Here is a 21,139-nt window from a genome sequence, read left to right as displayed (position 1 = left end):
TTTAATGATTCATTGAAATTCTTTTCATTGTTAGTATGTATCCAAAGATGCAGTAGAAGATTGCAAAACCGATAAACACTTCAGTATATTGGTATTTACCTAATACGTAGAAGGAAGCAGCTGGTATAATAGCTACCGCTAAAATGCTATAACTAGGATACTTATATCGATACATGATAGCGAATATAAAAGAAAGAACCGTAGCGATGATACAAAAAATAGCAATCATTATTAGTACACCTCCTACATGAATTGTACCATTTTAGGGAATTAGAGAAGTGTTGGAACTTCTGTTATAATATAAGAAGAGAAATGTTTCTTATGTTATATAAAAAATATATTGATTTTTTCTAACAATTCAATATAATGGGAAACAACTACAAAATTCGACATCAAGAAGTGATGATGAGGATATGATCAGTTTTTTACGATTATCAGAGAGGGAGGCCTTTGGCTGTGAGCTTCCTAATACGGGAAAATCGATTACCACCTCTGAACTGCAGCAGTGAACGTATATCTAGTAATTGCATGCCGGCAAAAACCGTTATTTAGACTTGAGAAATTGGTGAAGTGTGTCACTTTACTAATTGAAACAAGGGTGGAACCACGAATACAACACTCGTCCCTTTTTTAGGGAGGAGTGTTTTTTTATTTCATTTTTGCATCACACTAGAATTGGAAGGAGGATACGCAGCATGCATCATGATGAGAAAAACAAAATTGGTTTAACAGTAGCACTTTCTATCGTAGTAGGAACTATTATTGGGTCTGGTGTGTTTATGAAACCAGGGAGCGTATTAGATTACTCAGGGAGTTCTAATATGGCTATTCTTGCTTGGGTAATTGGTGGTCTGTTGACGTTAGCAAGTGGTTTAACAGTAGCCGAAATTGGAGCGCAAATTCCGAAAAATGGTGGGTTGTATACGTATTTAGAGGAGATTTACGGAAGTTTTTGGGGGTATTTATCTGGCTGGATGCAAACAATTGTTTATGGACCAGCTATTATTGGAACGTTAGGTTTGTATTTTAGTTCTTTAATGATCAATTTTTTCTATTTAGATAAAGTCTGGAATTTACCAATCGCAATTGGAACAGTTGTGTTCCTAGGCGTTATAAATAGTTTGGGAACAAAATATGGGGGCATCGTCCAAACGGTTACGACAGTTGGGAAGATGATTCCAATTATATTAATTGTTGTGCTAGGGTTTTGGAAAGGGAATAGTGATATCTTCAACGTAGTTGTACCGATATCAGAAAATCAAAGTATCGGGATGGCAATTTTAGCAACTTTATTTGCCTATGATGGCTGGATTTTGCTTGCTTCTATTGGCGGAGAAATGAAGAATCCAACAAAGTTATTACCGAAGGCAATGACAGTTGGGATTTTAATTGTAACAGCTGCTTACGTGTTAATTAACTTAGCGTTATTAAATGTATTACCAGCAGCGAAAATTGTAGACCTTGGAGAAAATGCAACAGCGACAGCTGCGGGTATGTTACTTGGAGAATATGGCGGGAAAATTATTAGTATCGGTATTATCATTTCTATTTTCGGTTGTTTAAATGGAAAGATTTTAACGTTCCCACGTATTCCGATGTCGATGGCAGAGCGTGGACACCTTCCGTTTTCTAAGTTTATTGCAAAAGAAAATTCGAGATTTAAAACACCAGCAAATGCGATTACTGTTGAAATCATTTTAGGAATTATTTTAATGCTTATTAGTGATCCGAATAAGCTATCTGAGATTTCCGTATTCATTATTTATATTTTCTACGTAATGACGTTTATTGGTGTCTTCATTTTACGAAGACGTAACAAGGATAAAGAGCGTGCATATAGTGTACCGTTATTCCCGATTGTACCAATCGTTGCGATTTTAGGGTCATTGTTTGTACTTGGAAGTGCGATTATTAACGATCCGGTAAGTTGTTTCTTATCAATTGGAATGGTATTTACTGGACTTCCGGTGTATTGGTACTTAAATAAGAAGAAAGAAACTGGAGTTTAATGATTGAAGGGCAGGCGTATAATACGCCTGCTTTTTTCGCTGTAAAAAAATTGTACTTGCGTCCACCTTCTCTTTTGGTTACTATAATGGTAGTAACCAAAAGAGAAAGTGTGGGGGAAGACTTGAATTTTCGTGTATATATTTTAGCTATTGCGGCTTTCGTAGTCGGAACGGTTGAGCTAATTATAGGAGGAACGCTTGATTTAGTTGCCAATGATTTAGGTGTGTCGATTAGTGCAGCTGGTCAGCTTATTACAATATTTTCAGTAGTATTCGCTCTATCAGGGCCAGTTTTATTAGCATTAACAGGCAAGTTTGAAAGAAAGAAATTGTATGTTGTGGCATTATCAATTTTCTTAATTGGAAATATCATTTCGGCATTTAGTGTGAATTACGAGATGTTAATGTTCTCGAGAGTAATTTGTGCAGCGAGTGGATCGCTTATTATTGCACTATCGGTAACACTTGCTTCTAGTGTAGTAGAGCCGCATTTCCGTGCGCGTGCAATTGGAATCATTTTCATGGGTATTAGTGGATCACTCGTACTTGGAGTACCGCTCGGTCTTGTGCTCGGAAATGCATATGGATGGCGTGCACCATTTGTATTAATTTCAATATTAACGGTTATGGCGATTGCTTGTATTTCATTATTCTTAACGAAAGTACCAGCGACATCGGTATTATCAATAAGAGAACAAATTGCTACGTTAAAGGATAAAAAAATTGTAAGCGCACAGTTAACATCATTTTTATTTTTAACAGGTCATTTAACGCTATACGCATATTTAACACCGTTTTTAAAAGATGTGATGCATGTTGAAGCAAATTGGATTAGTGTGTTTTACTTCATTTTCGGAATTGCAGCGGTACTTGGAGGTGGCCTTGGCGGCTGGCTTGCTGATAAATGGGGATCGAAGAAAAGTATTATTTCCATCATTATCGTATTTGCATGTGCAATCTTTATGTTGCCGATGATGACATTCTCATTCCCGCTTTTCATTATTATGATGGGGCTTTGGAGTATGCTGAGCTGGGCAATTTCGCCAGCACAGCAAAACTATTTAATTGAAATTGCGCCAGAATCAGCTGGTATTCAGCAAGGTTTAAATAACTCTGCACTTCATTTAGGAATTGCACTTGGCTCAACAGTGGGCGGAGTTGTTATTGAGAAATCATCTGTTATATATAACGCTTGGGTAGGCGGCGTTTTCATTATATTGGCACTGTTTTGTGCGATTTTCTCTATTACGAGAGGACGCTCGAATCAGCTTACGAAAGAAGAATCTATCATTTGATAGGTTCTTTTTTGTGTAAAAAATTGCAGGGGTTAGTAGAGAAATGGAGAAGGGAGTATATAGCGAGGTGATAGTATATGGAGTCTAATTTTTCAATTATTGGTTTTCTAATTTCTTTAGTCCCATTATTTCTTATTATTTTTGTATTTAGATGGATTCGTTTCATCTATCAAAATTCTGAGAAACAAGTAGAGCAAAATGAGAAGATTATTGAGCTTTTGATGGAGATAAAGGAGCAAAAGAAGTCGTGAAATGAACGTTCTGTATTTACAAATCAAAACCATCCGAAAAACCAACTACATAAAATTGAATTAGCGAAAGCGTAAAAAAGAGCTGTACCAAATGAGTATGTAAAACTCCGTTTGGTACAGCTTTTTTTGTATAAAAATTATATTATCTATTCAAATGGTAGAATCGATTTTGGGATTTGTTAATACCTCAACTTCATCAACAATTCCTTAATTTCCTCATCCTGCATAAAGAGATCATGGTGCTTCTCTGTAATCTTCGCAAGTGCAACGTCATGATAGAAGAACTCCGTAAAGAACTTCACGAAAGGTTGTGACATTGTTTTCATCGCTTGCCATGATTCTTGCTCTACACCAGCAAATAAAATTTCACTATCGTCAACGATGAGTAGTAAATAACGCTCTAATGCGTTAGGTTCTTGAGCTGGGATTAAAAAATGCATGTTTTCTAAGTCAGTTTCCACTTTTCCAACTATGAGGGACTCGACTTGGACGCCTTGTTTTTCTTTTTGTTCTAGTAAAGGAAGATATTCTAAAAGGGTATCGTTCCATGCGGAGATGCGTATGGATTCTTTCGCATCTTCTATAAGTTGCCTACTTTGTACTTTAATAGAAGACTGCATTTTTAAACTCCAAACGCGGTCATCTGTAAATGATTTTTTAGAAATATTATTTTCAAGTTCTTTAATATTAGATTGGAATTCTGTCGTTAACTTTTCAATTGCTAGCTTGAGTGGTAATGCTGTATACAATTTTTTCTTCTCAGAAACAGAATCCATTACCATCCCTTTATCAATGAGTCGTGCTAACACTTCGTATATTTTTGCTTTTGGAACACCTGAATGTTTAACGATAGTTGTTGCATCTAATGGGTCATTGCTTGATACGACAACTTCATAAGCTTGGCTTTCATATTGTGAGAAACCGAATTTTTGTAGCATAGTTCCCTCCGAACGAATGAGATTATATGTTAAGGATAATGAACTATTTGTTTTTACACAAGTGTTGAGATAACAAGTAAGTTGATTGAAATGAGAATAAATTTCAATTTTTTAAACTATATGGATTGAGCTTTCTAATTTATCTATTATACTTAATATAGTGATTAATACGATTAAATTTTACCGAGAAGGGGATGCTTGAGGGAATATGTTGAGAAGTTTACGTTTAAAAATTGCAGTAGTATTTTCGGTACTTATTTCTATGATGTTCGTAATATTAGGTACAGCTATGTATCAATTACAGAAAGAAAAGGAAGTGCGTTCCTTAGACCAGTATTCTCAAAATACGATGGACCTTGTGACAGAGCAACTTACGACATTTGTTCAAAGAACTGATGAAGATATGGGGTATTACGCGAACAGTGAGATGATTCGTAATATGATTCAAGATGGGGTTACTCCAGAAGAGGAAGCGTTTTTAACGAAAGAGTTTGCAGAGTATAAAAAGAATCATCCCGGTATTTTAGATTTATATATTGGTACGAAAGATAAAAAAACATTAAGTGCCAATCTTGCTGAAGGTGGGCAAGTGCCAGAAGGATATGATCCAACGACAAGAACGTGGTATAAAGATTCAGAGGCTGATGTGAAAAGGGTTCATTGGGGACAACCTTCTTATGAAATTGCGACAGGAAAGTTAAGTGTAGGGGTTTCTAAAGCAATTACAGCTCAAGATGGATCTGTATTAGGCGTTGTTGCGATGGATGTATCGCTCGGAACAATTCAGAAATTGCTTCACAATATTCAATACAATAATGACGGAGAAATGTTTATTATAAATGATAAAAATATGGCTCTTGTTTATCCAGAAAAAGTAGGGAAAGATGTTTCTAAAGAGCCACTTATGAAGAGTTTAAATAAAGAGGTAACAAAATATGCTGTCACTACATTAAAAGGTGAAGATGTAGTTGTTTATAGTCAGTCATTTGATGCGATGAAATGGAAGATAGGAATCTTTTATCCGAAACAAACGATTGATGGATTGTTAAGTAGTACGAGAAATACAGTTATTATAATGGCGTGTATTAGTTTATTGGTTGGAATAGTAGCATCATATTTATTCTCAAGAAGATTAGCAAGACCATTACAACTATTAACAAATCACGTTCAAAAAGTAGCGGAAGGTGATTTAACACTACAAATGAAGGTGACAAGTAAAGATGAGGTTGGTATGCTTACGACTCACTTTAATGATATGGTTGAGCAAATGAATGAAATGGTAAGTAAAATTAAAAATAGTGTATCGACAGTACAGAAATCGACTCACAATCTGCATTATTTAACGAATGAAACTGTAGCAGCTAGTAGAGAAGTTTCAGGTGCAATGGATGATGTGAGCGGAGGCGCGTCTACTCTTGCTAATAGTGTAGATGAAGTTTCAGAACAGCTCGAGAATATGGCGCAGTCAGTGGAACAAATGAATAACTCCGTTGGTGAAATAAAAGGAGTGGCTGGCAAAGCTGAAGAGGCATCTAAGCAGGGACTCAATACGATGCGTAATTTAGTTCGTACAAGAGAACAATCATCTTCTATCGTTGTTCATACGGAAGAAGCGTCCGGTAAGTTAGAGCAAAGGGTTGGATCGATTCAAAATGTGGTAGAACTTATAAAAGGTCTTTCGGATCAAACGAATTTACTGGCTTTAAACGCTTCAATTGAAGCAGCACGTGCAGGTGAGCAAGGTAAGGGCTTTGCTGTTGTTGCTGAAGAGGTTCGGAAATTAGCTGAACAATCAAAAGAGGCAACGGGTGAGATTACAATAATGATTAGCGATGTGCAGTTAGAAGTAAAACGAGTTGTAGAAGTTGTAAGTAAATTGAAAGACATTGCGGATATACAAAATAAAGTTACGACAGAGGCGGAGACAGAATTCCGCACAATTATGTCAGTTGTAAATACTATTAGTACCTCAGTTGAAAAAATTGTAGAAGAGGTAAATAACATAGGTCACGAGCAAGAAGAAATTACAGAAGTTATGCAAACAATTGGTAGCACGAGTCAAGAGAGTGCGGCTGTTTCTGAAGAGGTAAATGCAGCAACTGAGTCACAAGTGAATCATTTAGAAAAAGTAGCTCATACGATGGAAAGTTTGACAGAGAATATGCAGGACTTAGAAAGATTGGTTGAGCAGTTTAAAGTAGAAGAGTAACGTATTAGTAAAATGATGAGAATTTCGGTAAAATAGACAATGGATATATAAGAAGCAGTAATAGGAGGAAGATTATTATGGCAATTGTTGATGTATCGATTATTCCAGTAGGAACAGGTAATCCAAGTGTTAGTGAATATGTAGCAGAAGTACAAAAGGTACTAGAGAAAAATGCTGATCGCGTGAAGTATCAATTAACACCGATGAATACAGTAATTGAAGGAGATCTTCCTGTCATTTTAGAAGTCATTCAACAAATGCATGAAGTTCCATACACGAAAGGTGCACAGCGCGTTGCGACAACAATTCGTATCGATGATCGCCGTGATAAAGTAAGTACGATGGAGAAGAAATTAAACTCTGTTCGATCAAAATTATAAGAAAAAGCAGCGATCTTCGCTGCTTTTTTCATATAGGAGGAAAATAAGATGAGTGAAAAGTTTAATGAGCAGTTTGATGGCTTGCTAGAGAAATACACGGAACTATTACTTGGAGAGAGCAACGAAGAGCGAAAAGAGCAGGTACAGAAATGGGCACTTTATTCTTATATGGCTAAGACGATGCCAGCTTTAGTGAAACATTGGAATGAGACGTATCCAGATGCAAAAGAAGAGATGGTACAGTTAATTACGAATATTAAAAAGCTGAATGATGAGAAGCGAAATGAGAAGTAAGAAGGCTTGAGATAATGTTACCTCAAGTTTTTGTTATTAATATCCTTATATAATTTACAGGAAATATAAATGGTTTTGTGAGCATGTCGAATATTTTCGGCATGCTCATTTTTTCCCTAGTAAACCCGTTTTTTCTGAATGTCGAAAAATAGTTTCTTTATATTTACAAACGAGAATATAGAGTTTTAAATGTTTTGATAGTATTTTATAAATTATCTAAATAATTATTTGTATCAAATAATTTTAAACAGTGATATAATTTCGGAGAGGGGTAAAAAACAGATAAATTATAGTCGTAGGGGTGAATTACATGGAACAATTAATGCGAAATTCGTTTCTTTTCTTATCTAAAAATAAAGCGCTAACAAAACTGGCTAAAAAGTACGGTTTACGCTTTGGTGCAGGTCGCTTCGTCGCAGGGGAAACGATTGAATTAGCGACAGCTGCAATTAAAGCATTAAATAAGCAAGGTCTTTGTGTAACAATCGATTATTTAGGTGAATTCGTTGATAACGAAGCGGAAGCAAATGAAATGGCTAGCGAATCGATTGAAGCGATTCGTGCAATTGGAAGAGAAGGTCTTAATTCACAGCTTTCTTTAAAAATGACTTCTATGGGATTAGATATTTCTGACGAAATCGTAATGAACAATATGCGCCGTATTTTAGAAGCTGCAAAAGAAAATGGTGTGTTTATTACAATTGATATGGAAGACTATACGCGCTGCGGAAAAACAATTGATATCTTTAAACAATTAAAATCTGAATACGATAATATTGGTACAGTTATTCAAGCTTACTTATATCGTACAGAAAAAGATATTGAAGATTTAAACGCTTATAATCCTAATTTACGTCTTGTAAAAGGGGCCTATAAAGAACCTGAAGAAGTAGCGTTCCCGGAAAAGAAAGATGTAGATGACAATTATAAAAAAATTATTAAAATGCACTTATTAAATGGAAATTACACTGCAATTGCTTCGCATGACGAAGCGATTATTGAATATACGAAAAAACTTGCGGAAGAACACAACATTCCAAGGGATCAATTTGAATTCCAAATGTTATTTGGTATTCGTACAGAGCGTCAACTTGAGCTAGTAAAAGAAGGTTACAAAATGCGCGTTTACGTGCCTTATGGAAACGACTGGTATGGCTATTTCATGCGCCGTCTAGCAGAACGTCCAGCAAACGTTGCGTTCGTATTAAAAGGTATGATCAAAAAATAACCAAGGAGAAAATACTCCTTGGTTATTTTAATTGCTGAAATGCGTAGTGCGCCATTTTCTTCGTATCAGGATATAGCTGCGTACGAGTAGAAGATAACACGACGTTAATGACGCGTTTACCGTCTTTTTCATCAACTGTTACGACTGTGTATTTTCCGAGTGCTGATAAACCGCTTTTACTTCCAATCGCATATGGATCATCATATAGTTCTTCCCGTCCATAGTTTGCGATTTTCGGAGAACGCTCTGAAGTATGTAGTGTTGTATGTATTGAATTCATATATTCTAAAACGATCGGATACTTCAAGGCTTCTTTCGTAATAATAGCAATGTCATATGGTGATACTTTATTTCCAAGTGCATCAGCACCGCTTGCGTTTTTGAAAGTCGCATGTTTTGTCCCAAGTTCCTTCGCCCTAGCGTTCATCATTTTCATAAACTCATTTTTTGATCCTGCGATATGTTCTGCAATTGACTCAGCGATTGGGTCTGCACTAATAATAAGCATAAGTTTTAATGCCTCATCACGTTTTAATTTTTCACCCGCGCGAAGCTTAATCTTCTTACTTTGACTTTCCGTTTTAATCGCATTCTCTGTAACCGTAATTTCTTCATCTTCTTTCACATTTTCTAGTAAGAGTAAGGTAGTCATCATTTTCCCTATACTAGCCGGATAAGAGCGTTCATCTTCCCGTTTTCCATACAAAATTTCACCTGTGTCTGCATCGATTGTAATCCCGTATTGCCCAGTAATGTTAGGCTGATCTGCTCTTACAACTTGTTGCCTTTGTGCATAAGAGAAGAAAATCATCCCTGTAAATAGTGTGGCAATCATTACAATCATAATTATTGTTCGTTTCATCGTCGTTCCCTCTTTTGTTTTCCATATGTACAAATAAATTGGGCAGAAAAAGCAGCCATTAATCATTATGCCACGTTCTCTGCCCAAAAATATAGCGTTATTTTTCGCCCATATTATGCTTCTTATATTGTTGGTTATTACTTTGACGCCCTTTTTCAACACCTTGATTATGCGGGCCTGCATTTCCAGTTACGCTTGCTGCGCTAATTCCAGCTTTTGAAGGGTTCTTCTTAAGTTTTGCCATATATATTCCTCCAGTTTCGTCAGATTATAAAAAGGAAAAGTGCATTTTGATGAAGAAAATACACATGTATAGCATAGCCAAATGAAAGAAATATATTTATTTCAGAAAATTTTATCAATAAATATATTGCGAAAATTCAAACTGTATCATATATTTATTAGTAGAGGCTCACTCATTGATTGCGACTTATGTCGAAAAATTGAATGAGCATTCATTCAAGAATAGGGGGAGAAATGGATGTTCCAAATTAAAAAGGCTGCTGTTCTAGGTTCAGGCGTAATGGGTTCAGGGATTGCGGCACACTTAGCTAATATTGGTATTCCGACATTATTGCTTGATATTGTACCACCTGCGCTTACGAAAGAAGAAGAGGCGAAGGGACTTACATTAGAACATAAAAGTGTGAGAAATCGTTTTAGTAATACGGCTGTGCAAAAACTATTAAAGCAAAAACCAGCTCCTCTGACAGTGAAAGGAAATTTAGCACTGATTGAAGCAGGTAACTTAGAAGATGATCTTGAGCTTCTAGCTGATGTAGATTGGATTATTGAAGTAGTAGTTGAAAACTTAGATATAAAGAAGAAACTATTTGAAAAAGTAGATGCTGTTCGTAAACCAGGCTCAATTGTGAGCTCAAATACATCAGGCATTTCCGTTGAAAAAATGGCAGAGGGTCGTTCAGACGACTTCCAGAAACACTTCTTAGGAACACACTTTTTTAACCCACCACGATATTTAAAACTTCTAGAGGTAATACCGACGAAAGAAACTGATCCACAAGTATTAAGCTTCATGAAACTATTTGGCGAAGACGTTCTTGGAAAAGGCGTTGTTATCGCAAAAGACACACCAAACTTTATTGGAAACCGCATCGGTACGTATGGCTTGCTTGTAACGCTTCAAGAAATGATTAAGCGTGGCTATAGCATTGGAGAAGTTGACTCTGTAACAGGTCCATTAATTGGTCGTCCGAAGAGCGCAACGTTCCGTACATTAGATGTTGTTGGTTTAGATACATTTGTACACGTTGCAAATAACGTATATGAAAATGTACAAGAAGAAGAGCGTGATGTATTTAAAGTACCTGCTTTCATGCATGACATGCTTGATAAAAAATGGCTTGGAAGCAAAACAGGTCAAGGCTTCTTCTTAAAACAAGGAAAAGAAATTTTAGAACTAAATCCTGAAACGATGGAATACGAAGCTCGCAAGAAATTAAAAGCTGCATCTATCGAGTTAAGTAAACAAGAAAAAGGTTTATCGAATAAATTGAAAGCGCTTGTATACGCGAAAGACCGCGCAGGAGAGTTGTTATGGAACATCATTACACCAACTCTTTTATACTCTGCAAAACTTCATAAAGAAATTGCTGACGATATCGTTGCAATTGACCAAGCGATGAAGTGGGGCTTCGGCTGGGAGCAAGGGCCATTTGAAGTTTGGGATGCAATCGGCGTTGAAAAGTCCGTTCAAAAGATGGAAGAAAACGGCGCAGTTGTTCCGACTTGGGTGAAAGAAATGTTAGAGAAAGGTTTCACTACTTTCTACAAACACGATAACGGAGATAGCTACTATTACGATAATGGCGAATATAAGCTAATCGAACGTAATAAAAAGGCAATTTCTCTTAAACAATTAAAAGCGAAAAATGGCGTATTAAAGAAAAATAGCGGAGCGAGCTTAATCGATTTAGGCGATGGTATCCTTTGCTTAGAATTCCATTCGAAGAGCAATGCAATCGGTATGGATATTACGCAAATGATTAACTACGCTGTTGATGAAGTAGAGAAAAATTATAAAGGTCTTGTTATCGGAAACCAATCGAAGAACTTCTGCGTTGGTGCAAACCTTGCAATGATCTTAATGGAAGCACAAGACGACAACTACTTTGAAATTGAGTGGGTTGTGAAAAACTTCCAAGATGCAATGACGAAAATTAAGTACTCTTCTAAGCCAGTTGTAGCGGCGCCATATGGTATGACGCTTGGCGGCGGTACAGAAGTTTGTTTACCAGCAGCGAGCATTCAAGCTTCTAGCGAAACATATATGGGCTTAGTAGAAGTAGGTGTTGGCTTAATCCCTGGCGGAGGCGGTAACAAAGAGTTATACATTAAACACTTAAACAAAATGGCAAACGGTGTAGAATTTGACTTACAAAAAGTTGCGAATAAAGTATTCGAATCTGTAGCGATGGCGAAAGTTTCTACATCAGCACAAGAAGCTGTATCGAACAACTTCTTAGGCGATAAAGACGGTATTAGTGTGAATGGTGATCACTTACTATATGATGCGAAACAAAAAGCACTTTCTTTATATGAAGCAGGTTATAAAGCACCTATCCGCAAAAAGATACCAGTTGTTGGTGAGACAGGATATGCAGCGCTTGTACTTGGTGCAGAGGCAATGCATTTATCAGGTTACATTTCTGAACATGATCTGCACATTGCGAAGAAACTGGCATATGTCATTGCGGGCGGAAAAGTGCCGTACGGAACAGAAGTTGATGAGCAGTATTTATTAGATGTAGAACGTGAAGCATTTATTAGCTTAGTAAGTGAGATGAAATCACAAGCAAGAATGCAGCACATGCTTGTAAAAGGAAAACCATTACGTAACTAATAACGAGGGGAGATATCGTTCATGAGAGAAGCTGTCATTGTTGCGGGAGCAAGAACACCAATTGGAAAAGCAAAGAGGGGTTCATTAAAAACAGTTCGTCCTGACGATCTAGGGGCGTTAGTAGTAAAAGAAACGTTAAAGCGTGCGAATTATGAAGGACCAATTGATGATTTAATTTTCGGTTGTGCGATGCCAGAAGCAGAGCAAGGTTTAAATATGGCTCGTAATATCGGCGGGCTAGCAGGACTTTCTTACGATGTTCCAGCTATTACAATTAACCGTTACTGTTCTTCAGGTTTACAAAGTATCGCTTACGGAGCAGAGCGCATTATGCTTGGTCACTCTGAAGCTGTATTATCAGGCGGAGCGGAATCAATGAGTTTAGTTCCAATGATGGGGCACGTTGTTCGTCCGAACAGTCGCCTTGTAGAAGCTGCTCCAGAATATTATATGGGTATGGGACATACAGCAGAGCAAGTTGCTGTGAAATATGGAATTTCTCGTGAAGAACAAGATGCATTTGCAGTAAGAAGTCATCAACGTGCTGCGAAAGCATTAGCTGCAGGGAACTTTGCGGATGAAACAGTATCTGTAGATGTGACGTTACGCTCGGTTGGATCAAACAACAAACTGCAAGAAGAAACAATCATTTTCGCACAAGACGAAGGTGTAAGAGCAGAGACGACGCTAGACATTTTAGGTAAATTACGTCCAGCATTTAACGTTCGCGGTTCTGTAACGGCTGGTAACTCTTCACAAATGAGTGACGGTGCAGCATCTGTACTATTAATGGATCGTGAAAAAGCAGTGAGCGATGGCATGAAGCCACTTGCAAAATTCCGTTCATTCGCAGTAGCTGGAGTACCACCAGAAGTAATGGGAATCGGCCCAATTGCTGCAATTCCGAAAGCGTTAAAATTAGCTGGTTTAGAGCTATCTGATATCGGTCTATTTGAACTAAATGAAGCATTCGCTTCTCAATCTATCCAAGTTATTCGTGAACTTGGTCTAGATGAAGATAAAGTAAACGTAAACGGCGGTGCAATCGCACTTGGACATCCACTTGGCTGTACAGGAGCAAAACTAACACTATCTCTTATTCACGAAATGAAACGTCGCAACCAACAATTCGGTATCGTAACAATGTGTATCGGCGGCGGAATGGGAGCAGCGGGAGTGTTTGAATTACTATAAAAAAGTGGAAGCGGCTCGCTCAGAATGTGAGGGGGATGGAGCTTCAGACGAAGAGGCGCTGTTTGCCTCGTAGGAAGAAGCGAAGCCATCGAACATTCTAGCCGCTGGAACTGGATTATATAAAAAGTGGAAGTGGCTTGCTCAGAACAGGAGGGCGTTGGAAGCCCTGACGAAGAGGCGCTGTTTGCCTCACAGGAAGGGGTGAAACGACCGACTGTTCTAGCCACTGGAACTGGATTATGAAAAAAGTGGAAGCGGCTCGCTCAGAACAAGAGGACGCTAAAGCAAAGAATGGAAGCAACAAAGGTTTATAAAAAATAAAATTGAGAGCCAGCTTCTTTCAAAATGAGAGAAGCGGCTTATGAAAATATGAAGGAGGAAATTTTCATGGAAAAAACAGTAGGAAATGCGGTTAAAGGCGGTAGCTTTTTAGTAGAGGAAATTACAATTGATCAAGTGTTTACGCCAGAAGATTTTTCATCTGAGCATAAAATGATTGCAAAAACGACAGAGGACTTTATCGTAAATGAAGTTCTTCCAGAGCTTGAATATTTAGAGCAACACGAGTTTGATCGTTCTGTTCGTCTTTTAAAAGAAGCTGGTGAACTTGGTTTACTAGGCGCTGACGTACCAGAAGAGTACGGCGGAATTGGTCTTGATAAAGTAAGCTCAGCGTTAATCGCAGAGAAATTCTCGCGCGCTGGTGGTTTTGCAATCACTCACGGTGCTCACGTTGGTATCGGATCTTTACCAATCGTATTATTCGGTAACGAAGAGCAAAAGAAAAAGTATTTACCATTACTTGCAACTGGTGAAAAATTAGCTGCATACGCATTAACAGAGCCAGGTTCAGGATCTGACGCATTAGGTGCAAAAACAACGGCACGTTTAAATGCAGAAGGTACACATTACGTATTAAATGGTGAAAAGCAATGGATTACAAACTCTGCATTCGCTGACGTATTTATCGTATACGCAAAAATTGATGGAGAGCACTTCTCAGCATTTATCGTAGAGAAAGAATATGCTGGTGTATCTACAAGCCCAGAAGAAAAGAAAATGGGTATTAAATGTTCTTCAACTCGTACGTTAATTTTAGAAGATGCATTAGTACCGAAAGAAAACTTACTTGGTGAAATCGGTAAAGGTCATATTATCGCGTTCAACATTTTAAATATCGGCCGTTATAAATTAGGTGTTGGTACAGTTGGATCTGCGAAACGTGCAGTAGAAATTTCAGCACAATATGCAAATCAACGTCAACAGTTCAAACAACCAATCGCTCGTTTCCCATTAATTCAAGAGAAGCTTGCGAATATGGCAGCGAAAACATATGCAGCTGAAAGCTCTGTATACCGTACAGTAGGTTTATTCGAAAGCCGCATGAGCACATTATCTGAAGAAGAAGTAAAGGACGGTAAAGCAGTAGCAGCTTCTATCGCTGAATATGCAATCGAGTGCTCTTTAAATAAAGTATTCGGTTCTGAAGTACTAGATTATACAGTAGATGAAGGTGTTCAAATTCACGGTGGTTACGGATTTATGGCAGAATACGAGATTGAAAGAATGTACCGCGATTCTCGTATTAACCGTATTTTCGAAGGAACGAACGAAATTAACCGCCTAATCGTACCAGGTACGTTCTTACGTAAAGCGATGAAAGGTGAATTACCGCTTCTTCAAAAAGCACAAAAATTACAAGAAGAGTTAATGATGATGATGCCAGAAGAAGTAGGCGATGAGCCATTAGCACTTCAAAAATATTTAGTAAAGAACGCGAAGAAAATCGGCTTAATGGTAGCTGGATTAGCAGCTCAAAAATACGGTAAAGCATTAGATAAAGAGCAAGAAATTCTTGTGAATATCGCTGACATCGTAAGCAACCTATACGCAATGGAGTCAGCTGTTCTTCGTACAGAGAAAGCAATTAAAACAACTGGTCTTGAAAAGAATAAACAAAAAGTGTTATACACTGAAGTATTCTGCCAAGAAGCATTCAACGAAATCGAAGCAGATGCGAAAGAAACACTTATCGCAGTTGAAAACGGCGACATGCTGCGCATGATGTTATCATCATTACGTAAATTAACTCGCCACACACCACTTAATGTAATTCCGAAGAAACGTGAAATTGCTGCGAAAATTTTAGAAGATGAGCGTTACACAGTTTAATAGCTGTAAAGAAAAGTAGTCGTATAAACGGCTACTTTTCTTTTTTTTTTGTAAAAATGAAATTTTTAGTGACACAAAACTAATGCCATTAGTATAATGAAACTAATGATATTAGTTTTCGTGAAAAGGGAGATGGAAATATGAGAATGATGCATGAAAAAACGGTATATCAATTGTCATTTTTGCCAAGAGTGTTTCCTGTGAATTGTTACTTTGTGGAGGAAGAAGATGGTTTAACTTTAATTGATGCGGCTTTGCCATATAGCGCAAAAGGTATTTTACAGGCGGCTGAGAAAATAGGGAAGCCAATTACTAAGATTGTATTAACACATGCGCATGATGATCACATCGGTGCATTAGACGCGTTAAAGGAAGTACTTCCTAATGTTCCAGTCTATATTTCTAAGCGGGACGCAAAGCTGTTAGAAGGAGATACGACGTTACAAAAGGATGAACCGAATATACCGATAAAAGGCGGTGTACCTAAAAAAGTAAAAACGGTACCTGATGTTTTATTGGAAGATGGCGACCGAGTTGGATCCCTTCTTGCGATTATGACACCGGGACATACGCCAGGCTCCATGTCATTTCTTGATGTACGAAATAAAGCTCTTATTGTCGGGGATGCCTTCCAAACAAGAGGGGGTATGGCTGTTTCGGGGCAAATGAAATTTTGGTTTCCGTTTCCTGCAATGGCAACGTGGAGCAAAGAAATATCATTACAAAGTGCAGAGAAGCTAAGCGAATATGAGCCTTCCTTACTTGCGGCAGGACATGGGAAAATGATAAAGGATCCAGGCACTGTCATAAAACTTGCTATTAAGGAAGCTAAGCGGAATATAGAAGGTAGGAAAGAGGGATAATTTATGTCACCGAGAATCGGACTTACATTACAGAAAATTGTAGAAACAGCGGCAGAAATTGCAGATACAAATGGAATACAAGAAGTAACGTTAGCTTCATTAGCGAAAAGATTAGGGGTACGTTCACCCTCGCTATACAATCATGTGAACGGTTTACAAGATGTACGGAAAAATCTCGGTATGTACGGAATAAAACAGCTGCATAACAGACTGGAAGAAGCTGCTGAGGGTAAATGTATGGACGAAGCAATTCATGCTTTAGGAGAAGCGTATGTCGCATTCGTACGCAAACATCCTGGATTATATGAAGCAACTTTTTTACGAGAGGAAGAAGTAAGAAAAGCAGGTGACGGAATTGTAAAGCTTTGTCTTCAGGTTTTACAACAATACGGCTTAGAGGGAGAGAATGCACTTCATGCGACACGTGGATTCAGAAGTATTTGTCATGGATTTGCGTCGATTGAACAGCAAGGTGGATTTGGTTTGCCACTAGATTTAGATAAAAGTTTACATGTATTATTGGAAACGTTTATTCAAGGATTACATGTAATGAGGGATTGAATAGGAAGCGAGACACCCGGAAACCTTAGAAGAAATTCTAAGGTTTTTTTAGTGCATATGATTTTAAAAGAACGGTAGGTGGGCCGAGTAAAGTTTCACTTTATAGATGTTAAAAATAAATTACAATTAAAATATAGAAAATAATGTAAAACAAGGAGAGGTTATGAAACAGAGTGGGAATTCACAAAATAATCTCGTTGTACTTAGAGCAGAAAAGCGCTGGTCACAAACTGATTTAGCGAACAAAGCTGGGGTAAGTAGACAAACGATCGCCTCAATTGAAGCGAATCGTTACAATCCATCTTTAATTTTAGCATTTGAAATTGCACATATTTTAGGTAAGGAGTTTCATGAAGTTTTTCAATATAAGATAGAGGGGGAAACGGAATGAGTATTGTAATAGGGATAATAATTTCAGTAGCAGGACTAATAGGTGTTTTATATTCAACACGTTTTCAGAAGAATGAGGGGGAAGATGAAAGAGGTGAGCATATTACGGGAATGCAGCTGAAATTTCATTATTTGTATTTTTATTTCTATATTTAGTTATCTTTTTAATTGGGAATCTATATTCATTGACAGGCGAACAGTATAAATTAGCAAATGCATTTTTATTAGCTGGAGTACTTTGTTCGTATGCTTTAACTATCGTAGTTTTGAAAAGAAGATATTAGATGGAAAAGAGTCTCTAATGGTTTAGAGGCTCTTTCTTATTAAATGATATTATTTTGCAGGTTTGAAAAATGTGTATATGGCTAAAAAAAAGCAAACGAAACTGAATGCGATAGGATCTTGATAGGGGTTAGGTTCAGAGCCTTTCTGGATTTCTGTAAGGAATTCATGAGTTTTCATAGTCGTTGCTCCTTTGTTATGTAGAGTTTATAAAAGGATGTTTTTCATTAAACTAACGCTTACCAATAGAGTTGCACTAATAAATATTAAGAAAAACGTGGTATTACGATTTCTATAGTTGTTAAGCGCAATGAACAAAAAACAAATGAGAAATAACATATGTAAAGGTATAGAAGTGAATAGTGGTTTTAAAGTTGATATATCAATCAACAATTTTACATACAGGATTGCATAAACCATTAAGAAGATAACTTTAAAATGTTTTTGCATAAGCACACCTACCTACTATGCTATGGGTTGTTTGTGGATTATATTGTTGTTATAGGTTACCTGTTGAAAATTTGTATTTTTCTGTAATTATAACATTTTATTGGATTTATAAATAGATGTGATTGATTTGAAATGTAAGAAAGCTTTTTAATGAATATGATTTAGAAAGAACAGAATACTAAAGGAGAATGAAAGAAGAAAGGTAGGAGTATTCTATGCAAAACTTAACAGAGCTTGAAGTAGAAAACTTACGTCATTTAATTGGTGGACATGCGACGATTATTAACAAATTGGACCAGTATGCACAGGCTTGTACAGATCCACAGCTAAAGCAAATGCTACAAAAGGATGCACAAGATGCACGAAATACGAAACAGCAATTAATGAATTTTCTAGGATAGGAGGAAGAGAGAAATGAATGAAAAAGATATGGTAAATGATTATTTAGCAGGGTTAAACTCAAGTTTAACAAGTTATGCAAATTATATTTCTCAGTCTGATAATGAACAGTTACATCAAACGTTAATTCAAATTCGTAATCAAGATGAATCCCGTCAACGTAATATGTATGAATACGCAAAGCAAAAAAGTTATTATAAGCCGGCAGCACCTGCTAATCCAATGATTGTGCAGCAATTGAAAAGTCAATTAAGTGCGGAATAGTGTGATGAATGAAACGAGCGAATGGATTCGCTCGTTTTTTTGTTTGGTATATGTCAATAAATACATAATAAATATTTTTTCAGTTGTAACAAATATGACGAAAATGTAATATGACAATTCACAAAAAGGACAAAAACTTTGCTCAATATTTCACAAAGTATCCATGGTTTCTATCGTGAGAACCTCTATAATTAGGGGTGTAAAGAACGAAAGAAATAGACTACATGATCAATTAGGAGAGATTGCTATGAATAGAAACACAAGAAAAATTGCAATTATCGGTACTGGATTAGTTGGATCAAGCTGTGCGTATTCCATTGTAAACCAAGGGATTTGCGAAGAGCTATTGTTAATTGATATAAATCATGAACGTGCAGTTGGAGAAGCGATGGATTTATCGCACTGCATTAACTTTACAAATACAAGAACAAAAGTATATGCAGGAAGTTATGAAGACTGCAAAGATATGGACATTGTCATTATTACAGCAGGACCAGCGCCGAAGCCTGGACAAAGTCGTTTAGACACTTTAGGAGCCAGCGCTAAGATTATGGAGGCTGTTGTTGGCGGCGTCATAGAAAGTGGATTTGATGGCATTTTCTTACTCGCATCGAACCCAGTTGACATTATTACATATCAAGTGTGGAAGCTATCTGGATTACCTAGAAATCGTGTGATTGGTACTGGTACATCACTAGATTCTTCTCGCTTAAGAACAATTCTATCTGAAATGTTACATGTAGATCCTCGTAGTATTCATGGGTATTCATTAGGAGAACATGGTGATTCTCAAATGGTTGCTTGGTCTCACGTAACTGTCGGTGGTAAGCCGATTCTACAAATTTTAGAGGAACAAAAAGAACGATTTGGTGAAATCGATTTAGATGAAATTGTTGAGAAGACTGCAAAAGCGGGATGGGAAATTTATAAGCGTAAAGGAACTACTTATTACGGAATCGGAAATTCTTTAGCTTATATTGCTCGCTCAATTTTCAATGATGATCACCGTGTTATCGCTGTTTCAGCTATTTTAGATGGTGAATATGGCGAATATGATATTTGTACAGGAGTACCAGCAATTATTACTAGAGACGGTGTAAGAGAAGTGGTAGAACTAAACTTATCAGAAGATGAAGAAAGTCGCTTTGCAAAATCAAACGATGTTTTACGCGATTATATGAAAACAATTGGTTACTAAATTATAGGAGAAGGTGAAACAAATGAAGGAATATATAATGTCTCGTGTGTTTAAAGCTTCTGCCGGAATCGCACAGGGTATTTTCGTATCCCTTGGAATTGGTTTACTGATCGAAAATATAGGAAGAATTGTTGATATACCATTACTTATTACAATCGGAGTTGTTGCAAAATCACTTATGGCACCAGCAATTGGAGCCGGAATTGCTTTTATGCTTGGTGCAAACGGACTCGTAATTTTCTCAGCAATGGTAGCTGGAGCAATTGGAGCAGGTTCCATTTCAATTACTGAAGCTGGTCTCATCATTAAAACAGGTGAACCAATCGGTGCATTATTAACAGCGACTTTAGCAGTTTATATTGGTAAACGATTAAGCGGAAAAACTGCTTTAGATATGATGCTCGTTCCATTTGCAGCAATATTAGGTTCTGGTTTAGTCGGTATTTGGTTAGCTCAAAATATTAGCCCAGTTTTAAATACAGTTGGAGCATTCATTAAAGATAGTTCAGCTGGTAGCCCGTTTATCGCTTCTATCGTGATTGCTGTAGTTTGGGGATTGTTACTTATCTCTCCAGCTTCATCAGCTGCGTTAGCGATAGCGCTTAGCTTAGACGGCGTTGCAGGCGGTGCAGCACTTGCAGGATGTGTTGCTCAGTTTATCGGATTCTCTGTTATTTCAGCGAAAGAGAATAATTTAGGTGGCATATTAGCTCAGGCACTTTGTACTCCAAAAGTACAGTTGCCGAACATTACTAAAAATCCAATGATTCTCATCCCAACTGTCGTCGCCAGTGCTATAGTGGGCCCAGTATCAGCATTAATTTTCCAACTGGAAGCAGGAAAAGAAATTGCAGGTCTTGGATTAAGCTCTCTTATCGCACCAATTAATTTAATTTCCAGCCAAGGGTGGGAAGTTGTCCCAGCGATGGTAATCACTTATATCATCATTCCAGTAGCTGTTTCTTATATACTGTACATTGCTCTTAAAAAAGCAGGTCGTATTCATTCTGGTGACATGACTGTACCACAATCTTAAT

The 21,139-nt window shown here is 37.2% G+C and carries 21 protein-coding genes, 1 pseudogene and 1 other annotated feature; of the genes and pseudogenes, 18 read left to right on the top strand and 4 right to left on the bottom strand.

Translation table 11 applies throughout. From position 1 onward, the window contains the following. Position 1: 1 nt before the first annotated feature. The gene (locus QCI77_RS25510; protein ID WP_016121012.1) at positions 2-229 is read right to left on the bottom strand and encodes a hypothetical protein; all 228 of its coding nucleotides are present in this window, start codon (positions 227-229) and stop codon (positions 2-4) included. Positions 230-393: 164 nt separating this feature from the next. After that, positions 394-630 (top strand) — a binding site (T-box leader). Positions 631-695: 65 nt separating this feature from the next. Between QCI77_RS25510 and QCI77_RS25505 the strand changes: the two genes are divergently transcribed. The 3 genes from QCI77_RS25505 to QCI77_RS25495 all read left to right on the top strand — a co-directional run bounded on the left by QCI77_RS25505 (position 696) and on the right by QCI77_RS25495 (position 3,555). Next, a complete protein-coding gene (locus tag QCI77_RS25505; RefSeq protein WP_002143658.1) occupies positions 696-2,009 on the top strand; it encodes an APC family permease in 1,314 nt (437 codons plus the stop codon). Next, complete coding sequence (locus QCI77_RS25500; RefSeq protein WP_353825621.1) at positions 2,009-3,304, top strand: MFS transporter; 1,296 nt, start codon at positions 2,009-2,011, stop codon at positions 3,302-3,304. The genes QCI77_RS25505 and QCI77_RS25500 overlap by 1 nt, the downstream gene beginning before the upstream one ends. 77 nt (positions 3,305-3,381) lie before the next feature. Further along, positions 3,382-3,555, top strand: a complete 174-nt coding sequence (locus QCI77_RS25495; RefSeq protein ID WP_002034605.1) for a hypothetical protein — start codon at positions 3,382-3,384, stop codon at positions 3,553-3,555. Between the two features lie 179 nt (positions 3,556-3,734). Here QCI77_RS25495 and QCI77_RS25490 read toward each other — a convergent pair whose 3' ends face one another. Next, positions 3,735-4,493 carry a TrmB family transcriptional regulator gene (locus QCI77_RS25490; RefSeq protein WP_002034606.1) on the bottom strand — a complete coding sequence of 253 codons (759 nt, stop codon included), beginning with the start codon at positions 4,491-4,493 and terminating at the stop codon, positions 3,735-3,737. Between the two features lie 208 nt (positions 4,494-4,701). Here QCI77_RS25490 and QCI77_RS25485 point away from each other — a divergent pair, with 208 nt between their 5' ends. From QCI77_RS25485 to QCI77_RS25470, 4 genes are all read left to right on the top strand, one after another. After that, positions 4,702-6,702: a methyl-accepting chemotaxis protein gene (locus QCI77_RS25485; protein ID WP_340779226.1), complete on the top strand. Its 2,001-nt coding sequence runs from the start codon at positions 4,702-4,704 to the stop codon at positions 6,700-6,702. A 77-nt stretch (positions 6,703-6,779) separates the two neighbouring features. Beyond that, positions 6,780-7,082 (top strand): MTH1187 family thiamine-binding protein, encoded by a 303-nt coding sequence (locus tag QCI77_RS25480; protein ID WP_001018862.1) that lies wholly within the window; start codon positions 6,780-6,782, stop codon positions 7,080-7,082. A 48-nt stretch (positions 7,083-7,130) separates the two neighbouring features. Further along, entirely contained in the window at positions 7,131-7,376 is a 246-nt protein-coding gene (locus QCI77_RS25475; protein WP_001290599.1) for a YusU family protein, read from the top strand. 310 nt (positions 7,377-7,686) lie between these two features. Further along, a complete protein-coding gene (locus QCI77_RS25470; protein WP_002015957.1) occupies positions 7,687-8,604 on the top strand; it encodes a proline dehydrogenase family protein in 918 nt (305 codons plus the stop codon). A gap of 22 nt (positions 8,605-8,626) precedes the next feature. Here QCI77_RS25470 and QCI77_RS25465 read toward each other — a convergent pair whose 3' ends face one another. Together QCI77_RS25465 and QCI77_RS25460 are read right to left on the bottom strand one after the other, a co-directional pair. Continuing rightward, positions 8,627-9,466 (bottom strand): D-alanyl-D-alanine carboxypeptidase family protein, encoded by an 840-nt coding sequence (locus tag QCI77_RS25465; protein WP_353825620.1) that lies wholly within the window; start codon positions 9,464-9,466, stop codon positions 8,627-8,629. Between the two features lie 97 nt (positions 9,467-9,563). Next, positions 9,564-9,710: a YuzL family protein gene (locus QCI77_RS25460; RefSeq protein WP_080448040.1), complete on the bottom strand. Its 147-nt coding sequence runs from the start codon at positions 9,708-9,710 to the stop codon at positions 9,564-9,566. A gap of 237 nt (positions 9,711-9,947) precedes the next feature. Here QCI77_RS25460 and QCI77_RS25455 point away from each other — a divergent pair, with 237 nt between their 5' ends. From QCI77_RS25455 to QCI77_RS25405, 11 genes and pseudogenes are all read left to right on the top strand, one after another. Further along, on the top strand, positions 9,948-12,329 hold the full coding sequence (locus tag QCI77_RS25455) for a 3-hydroxyacyl-CoA dehydrogenase/enoyl-CoA hydratase family protein (RefSeq protein ID WP_353825618.1): 2,382 nt from the start codon (positions 9,948-9,950) through the stop codon (positions 12,327-12,329). Positions 12,330-12,350: 21 nt separating this feature from the next. Then, on the top strand, positions 12,351-13,523 hold the full coding sequence (locus tag QCI77_RS25450; RefSeq protein ID WP_353825617.1) for an acetyl-CoA C-acetyltransferase: 1,173 nt from the start codon (positions 12,351-12,353) through the stop codon (positions 13,521-13,523). 387 nt (positions 13,524-13,910) lie between these two features. Next, positions 13,911-15,695 (top strand): acyl-CoA dehydrogenase family protein, encoded by a 1,785-nt coding sequence (locus QCI77_RS25445; RefSeq protein ID WP_193646951.1) that lies wholly within the window; start codon positions 13,911-13,913, stop codon positions 15,693-15,695. A gap of 140 nt (positions 15,696-15,835) precedes the next feature. Beyond that, a complete protein-coding gene (locus QCI77_RS25440) occupies positions 15,836-16,558 on the top strand; it encodes an MBL fold metallo-hydrolase (protein WP_113769704.1) in 723 nt (240 codons plus the stop codon). 3 nt (positions 16,559-16,561) lie between these two features. Beyond that, entirely contained in the window at positions 16,562-17,119 is a 558-nt protein-coding gene (locus QCI77_RS25435; RefSeq protein WP_044439222.1) for a TetR/AcrR family transcriptional regulator, read from the top strand. Positions 17,120-17,282: 163 nt separating this feature from the next. After that, on the top strand, positions 17,283-17,510 hold the full coding sequence (locus tag QCI77_RS25430) for a helix-turn-helix transcriptional regulator (RefSeq protein WP_353825616.1): 228 nt from the start codon (positions 17,283-17,285) through the stop codon (positions 17,508-17,510). Then, positions 17,507-17,793: pseudogene (locus QCI77_RS25425) on the top strand (DUF2178 domain-containing protein). The gene QCI77_RS25430 and the pseudogene QCI77_RS25425 overlap by 4 nt, the downstream one beginning before the upstream one ends. 663 nt (positions 17,794-18,456) lie before the next feature. Then, positions 18,457-18,642 (top strand): hypothetical protein, encoded by a 186-nt coding sequence (locus tag QCI77_RS25420; RefSeq protein WP_201034464.1) that lies wholly within the window; start codon positions 18,457-18,459, stop codon positions 18,640-18,642. Positions 18,643-18,655: 13 nt separating this feature from the next. Further along, positions 18,656-18,904, top strand: a complete 249-nt coding sequence (locus QCI77_RS25415; RefSeq protein WP_002034620.1) for a spore coat protein — start codon at positions 18,656-18,658, stop codon at positions 18,902-18,904. A gap of 247 nt (positions 18,905-19,151) precedes the next feature. After that, positions 19,152-20,102 carry an L-lactate dehydrogenase gene (locus QCI77_RS25410; RefSeq protein ID WP_483298985.1) on the top strand — a complete coding sequence of 317 codons (951 nt, stop codon included), beginning with the start codon at positions 19,152-19,154 and terminating at the stop codon, positions 20,100-20,102. A gap of 22 nt (positions 20,103-20,124) precedes the next feature. Further along, positions 20,125-21,138 carry a PTS sugar transporter subunit IIC gene (locus QCI77_RS25405; protein WP_002143642.1) on the top strand — a complete coding sequence of 338 codons (1,014 nt, stop codon included), beginning with the start codon at positions 20,125-20,127 and terminating at the stop codon, positions 21,136-21,138. The last annotated feature ends 1 nt before the right edge of the window (position 21,139 follow it).

The sequence above is a fragment of the Bacillus cereus group sp. MG9 genome (assembly GCF_040459995.1).
Taxonomy (GTDB): domain Bacteria; phylum Bacillota; class Bacilli; order Bacillales; family Bacillaceae_G; genus Bacillus_A; species Bacillus_A mycoides.
Note: the sequence above shows the minus strand (reverse complement) of the source record. Positions and strands in the feature narration are given on the sequence as shown.

Coding starts and splice junctions, on each gene's coding strand:
- QCI77_RS25510 (WP_016121012.1), bottom strand. CDS start 229: ATGATTGCTATTTTTTGTATCATCGCTACGGTTCTTTCTTTTATATTC.
- QCI77_RS25505 (WP_002143658.1), top strand. CDS start 696: ATGCATCATGATGAGAAAAACAAAATTGGTTTAACAGTAGCACTTTCT.
- QCI77_RS25500 (WP_353825621.1), top strand. CDS start 2,009: ATGATTGAAGGGCAGGCGTATAATACGCCTGCTTTTTTCGCTGTAAAA.
- QCI77_RS25495 (WP_002034605.1), top strand. CDS start 3,382: ATGGAGTCTAATTTTTCAATTATTGGTTTTCTAATTTCTTTAGTCCCA.
- QCI77_RS25490 (WP_002034606.1), bottom strand. CDS start 4,493: ATGCTACAAAAATTCGGTTTCTCACAATATGAAAGCCAAGCTTATGAA.
- QCI77_RS25485 (WP_340779226.1), top strand. CDS start 4,702: ATGTTGAGAAGTTTACGTTTAAAAATTGCAGTAGTATTTTCGGTACTT.
- QCI77_RS25480 (WP_001018862.1), top strand. CDS start 6,780: ATGGCAATTGTTGATGTATCGATTATTCCAGTAGGAACAGGTAATCCA.
- QCI77_RS25475 (WP_001290599.1), top strand. CDS start 7,131: ATGAGTGAAAAGTTTAATGAGCAGTTTGATGGCTTGCTAGAGAAATAC.
- QCI77_RS25470 (WP_002015957.1), top strand. CDS start 7,687: ATGGAACAATTAATGCGAAATTCGTTTCTTTTCTTATCTAAAAATAAA.
- QCI77_RS25465 (WP_353825620.1), bottom strand. CDS start 9,466: ATGAAACGAACAATAATTATGATTGTAATGATTGCCACACTATTTACA.
- QCI77_RS25460 (WP_080448040.1), bottom strand. CDS start 9,710: ATGGCAAAACTTAAGAAGAACCCTTCAAAAGCTGGAATTAGCGCAGCA.
- QCI77_RS25455 (WP_353825618.1), top strand. CDS start 9,948: ATGTTCCAAATTAAAAAGGCTGCTGTTCTAGGTTCAGGCGTAATGGGT.
- QCI77_RS25450 (WP_353825617.1), top strand. CDS start 12,351: ATGAGAGAAGCTGTCATTGTTGCGGGAGCAAGAACACCAATTGGAAAA.
- QCI77_RS25445 (WP_193646951.1), top strand. CDS start 13,911: ATGGAAAAAACAGTAGGAAATGCGGTTAAAGGCGGTAGCTTTTTAGTA.
- QCI77_RS25440 (WP_113769704.1), top strand. CDS start 15,836: ATGAGAATGATGCATGAAAAAACGGTATATCAATTGTCATTTTTGCCA.
- QCI77_RS25435 (WP_044439222.1), top strand. CDS start 16,562: ATGTCACCGAGAATCGGACTTACATTACAGAAAATTGTAGAAACAGCG.
- QCI77_RS25430 (WP_353825616.1), top strand. CDS start 17,283: ATGAAACAGAGTGGGAATTCACAAAATAATCTCGTTGTACTTAGAGCA.
- QCI77_RS25420 (WP_201034464.1), top strand. CDS start 18,457: ATGCAAAACTTAACAGAGCTTGAAGTAGAAAACTTACGTCATTTAATT.
- QCI77_RS25415 (WP_002034620.1), top strand. CDS start 18,656: ATGAATGAAAAAGATATGGTAAATGATTATTTAGCAGGGTTAAACTCA.
- QCI77_RS25410 (WP_483298985.1), top strand. CDS start 19,152: ATGAATAGAAACACAAGAAAAATTGCAATTATCGGTACTGGATTAGTT.
- QCI77_RS25405 (WP_002143642.1), top strand. CDS start 20,125: ATGAAGGAATATATAATGTCTCGTGTGTTTAAAGCTTCTGCCGGAATC.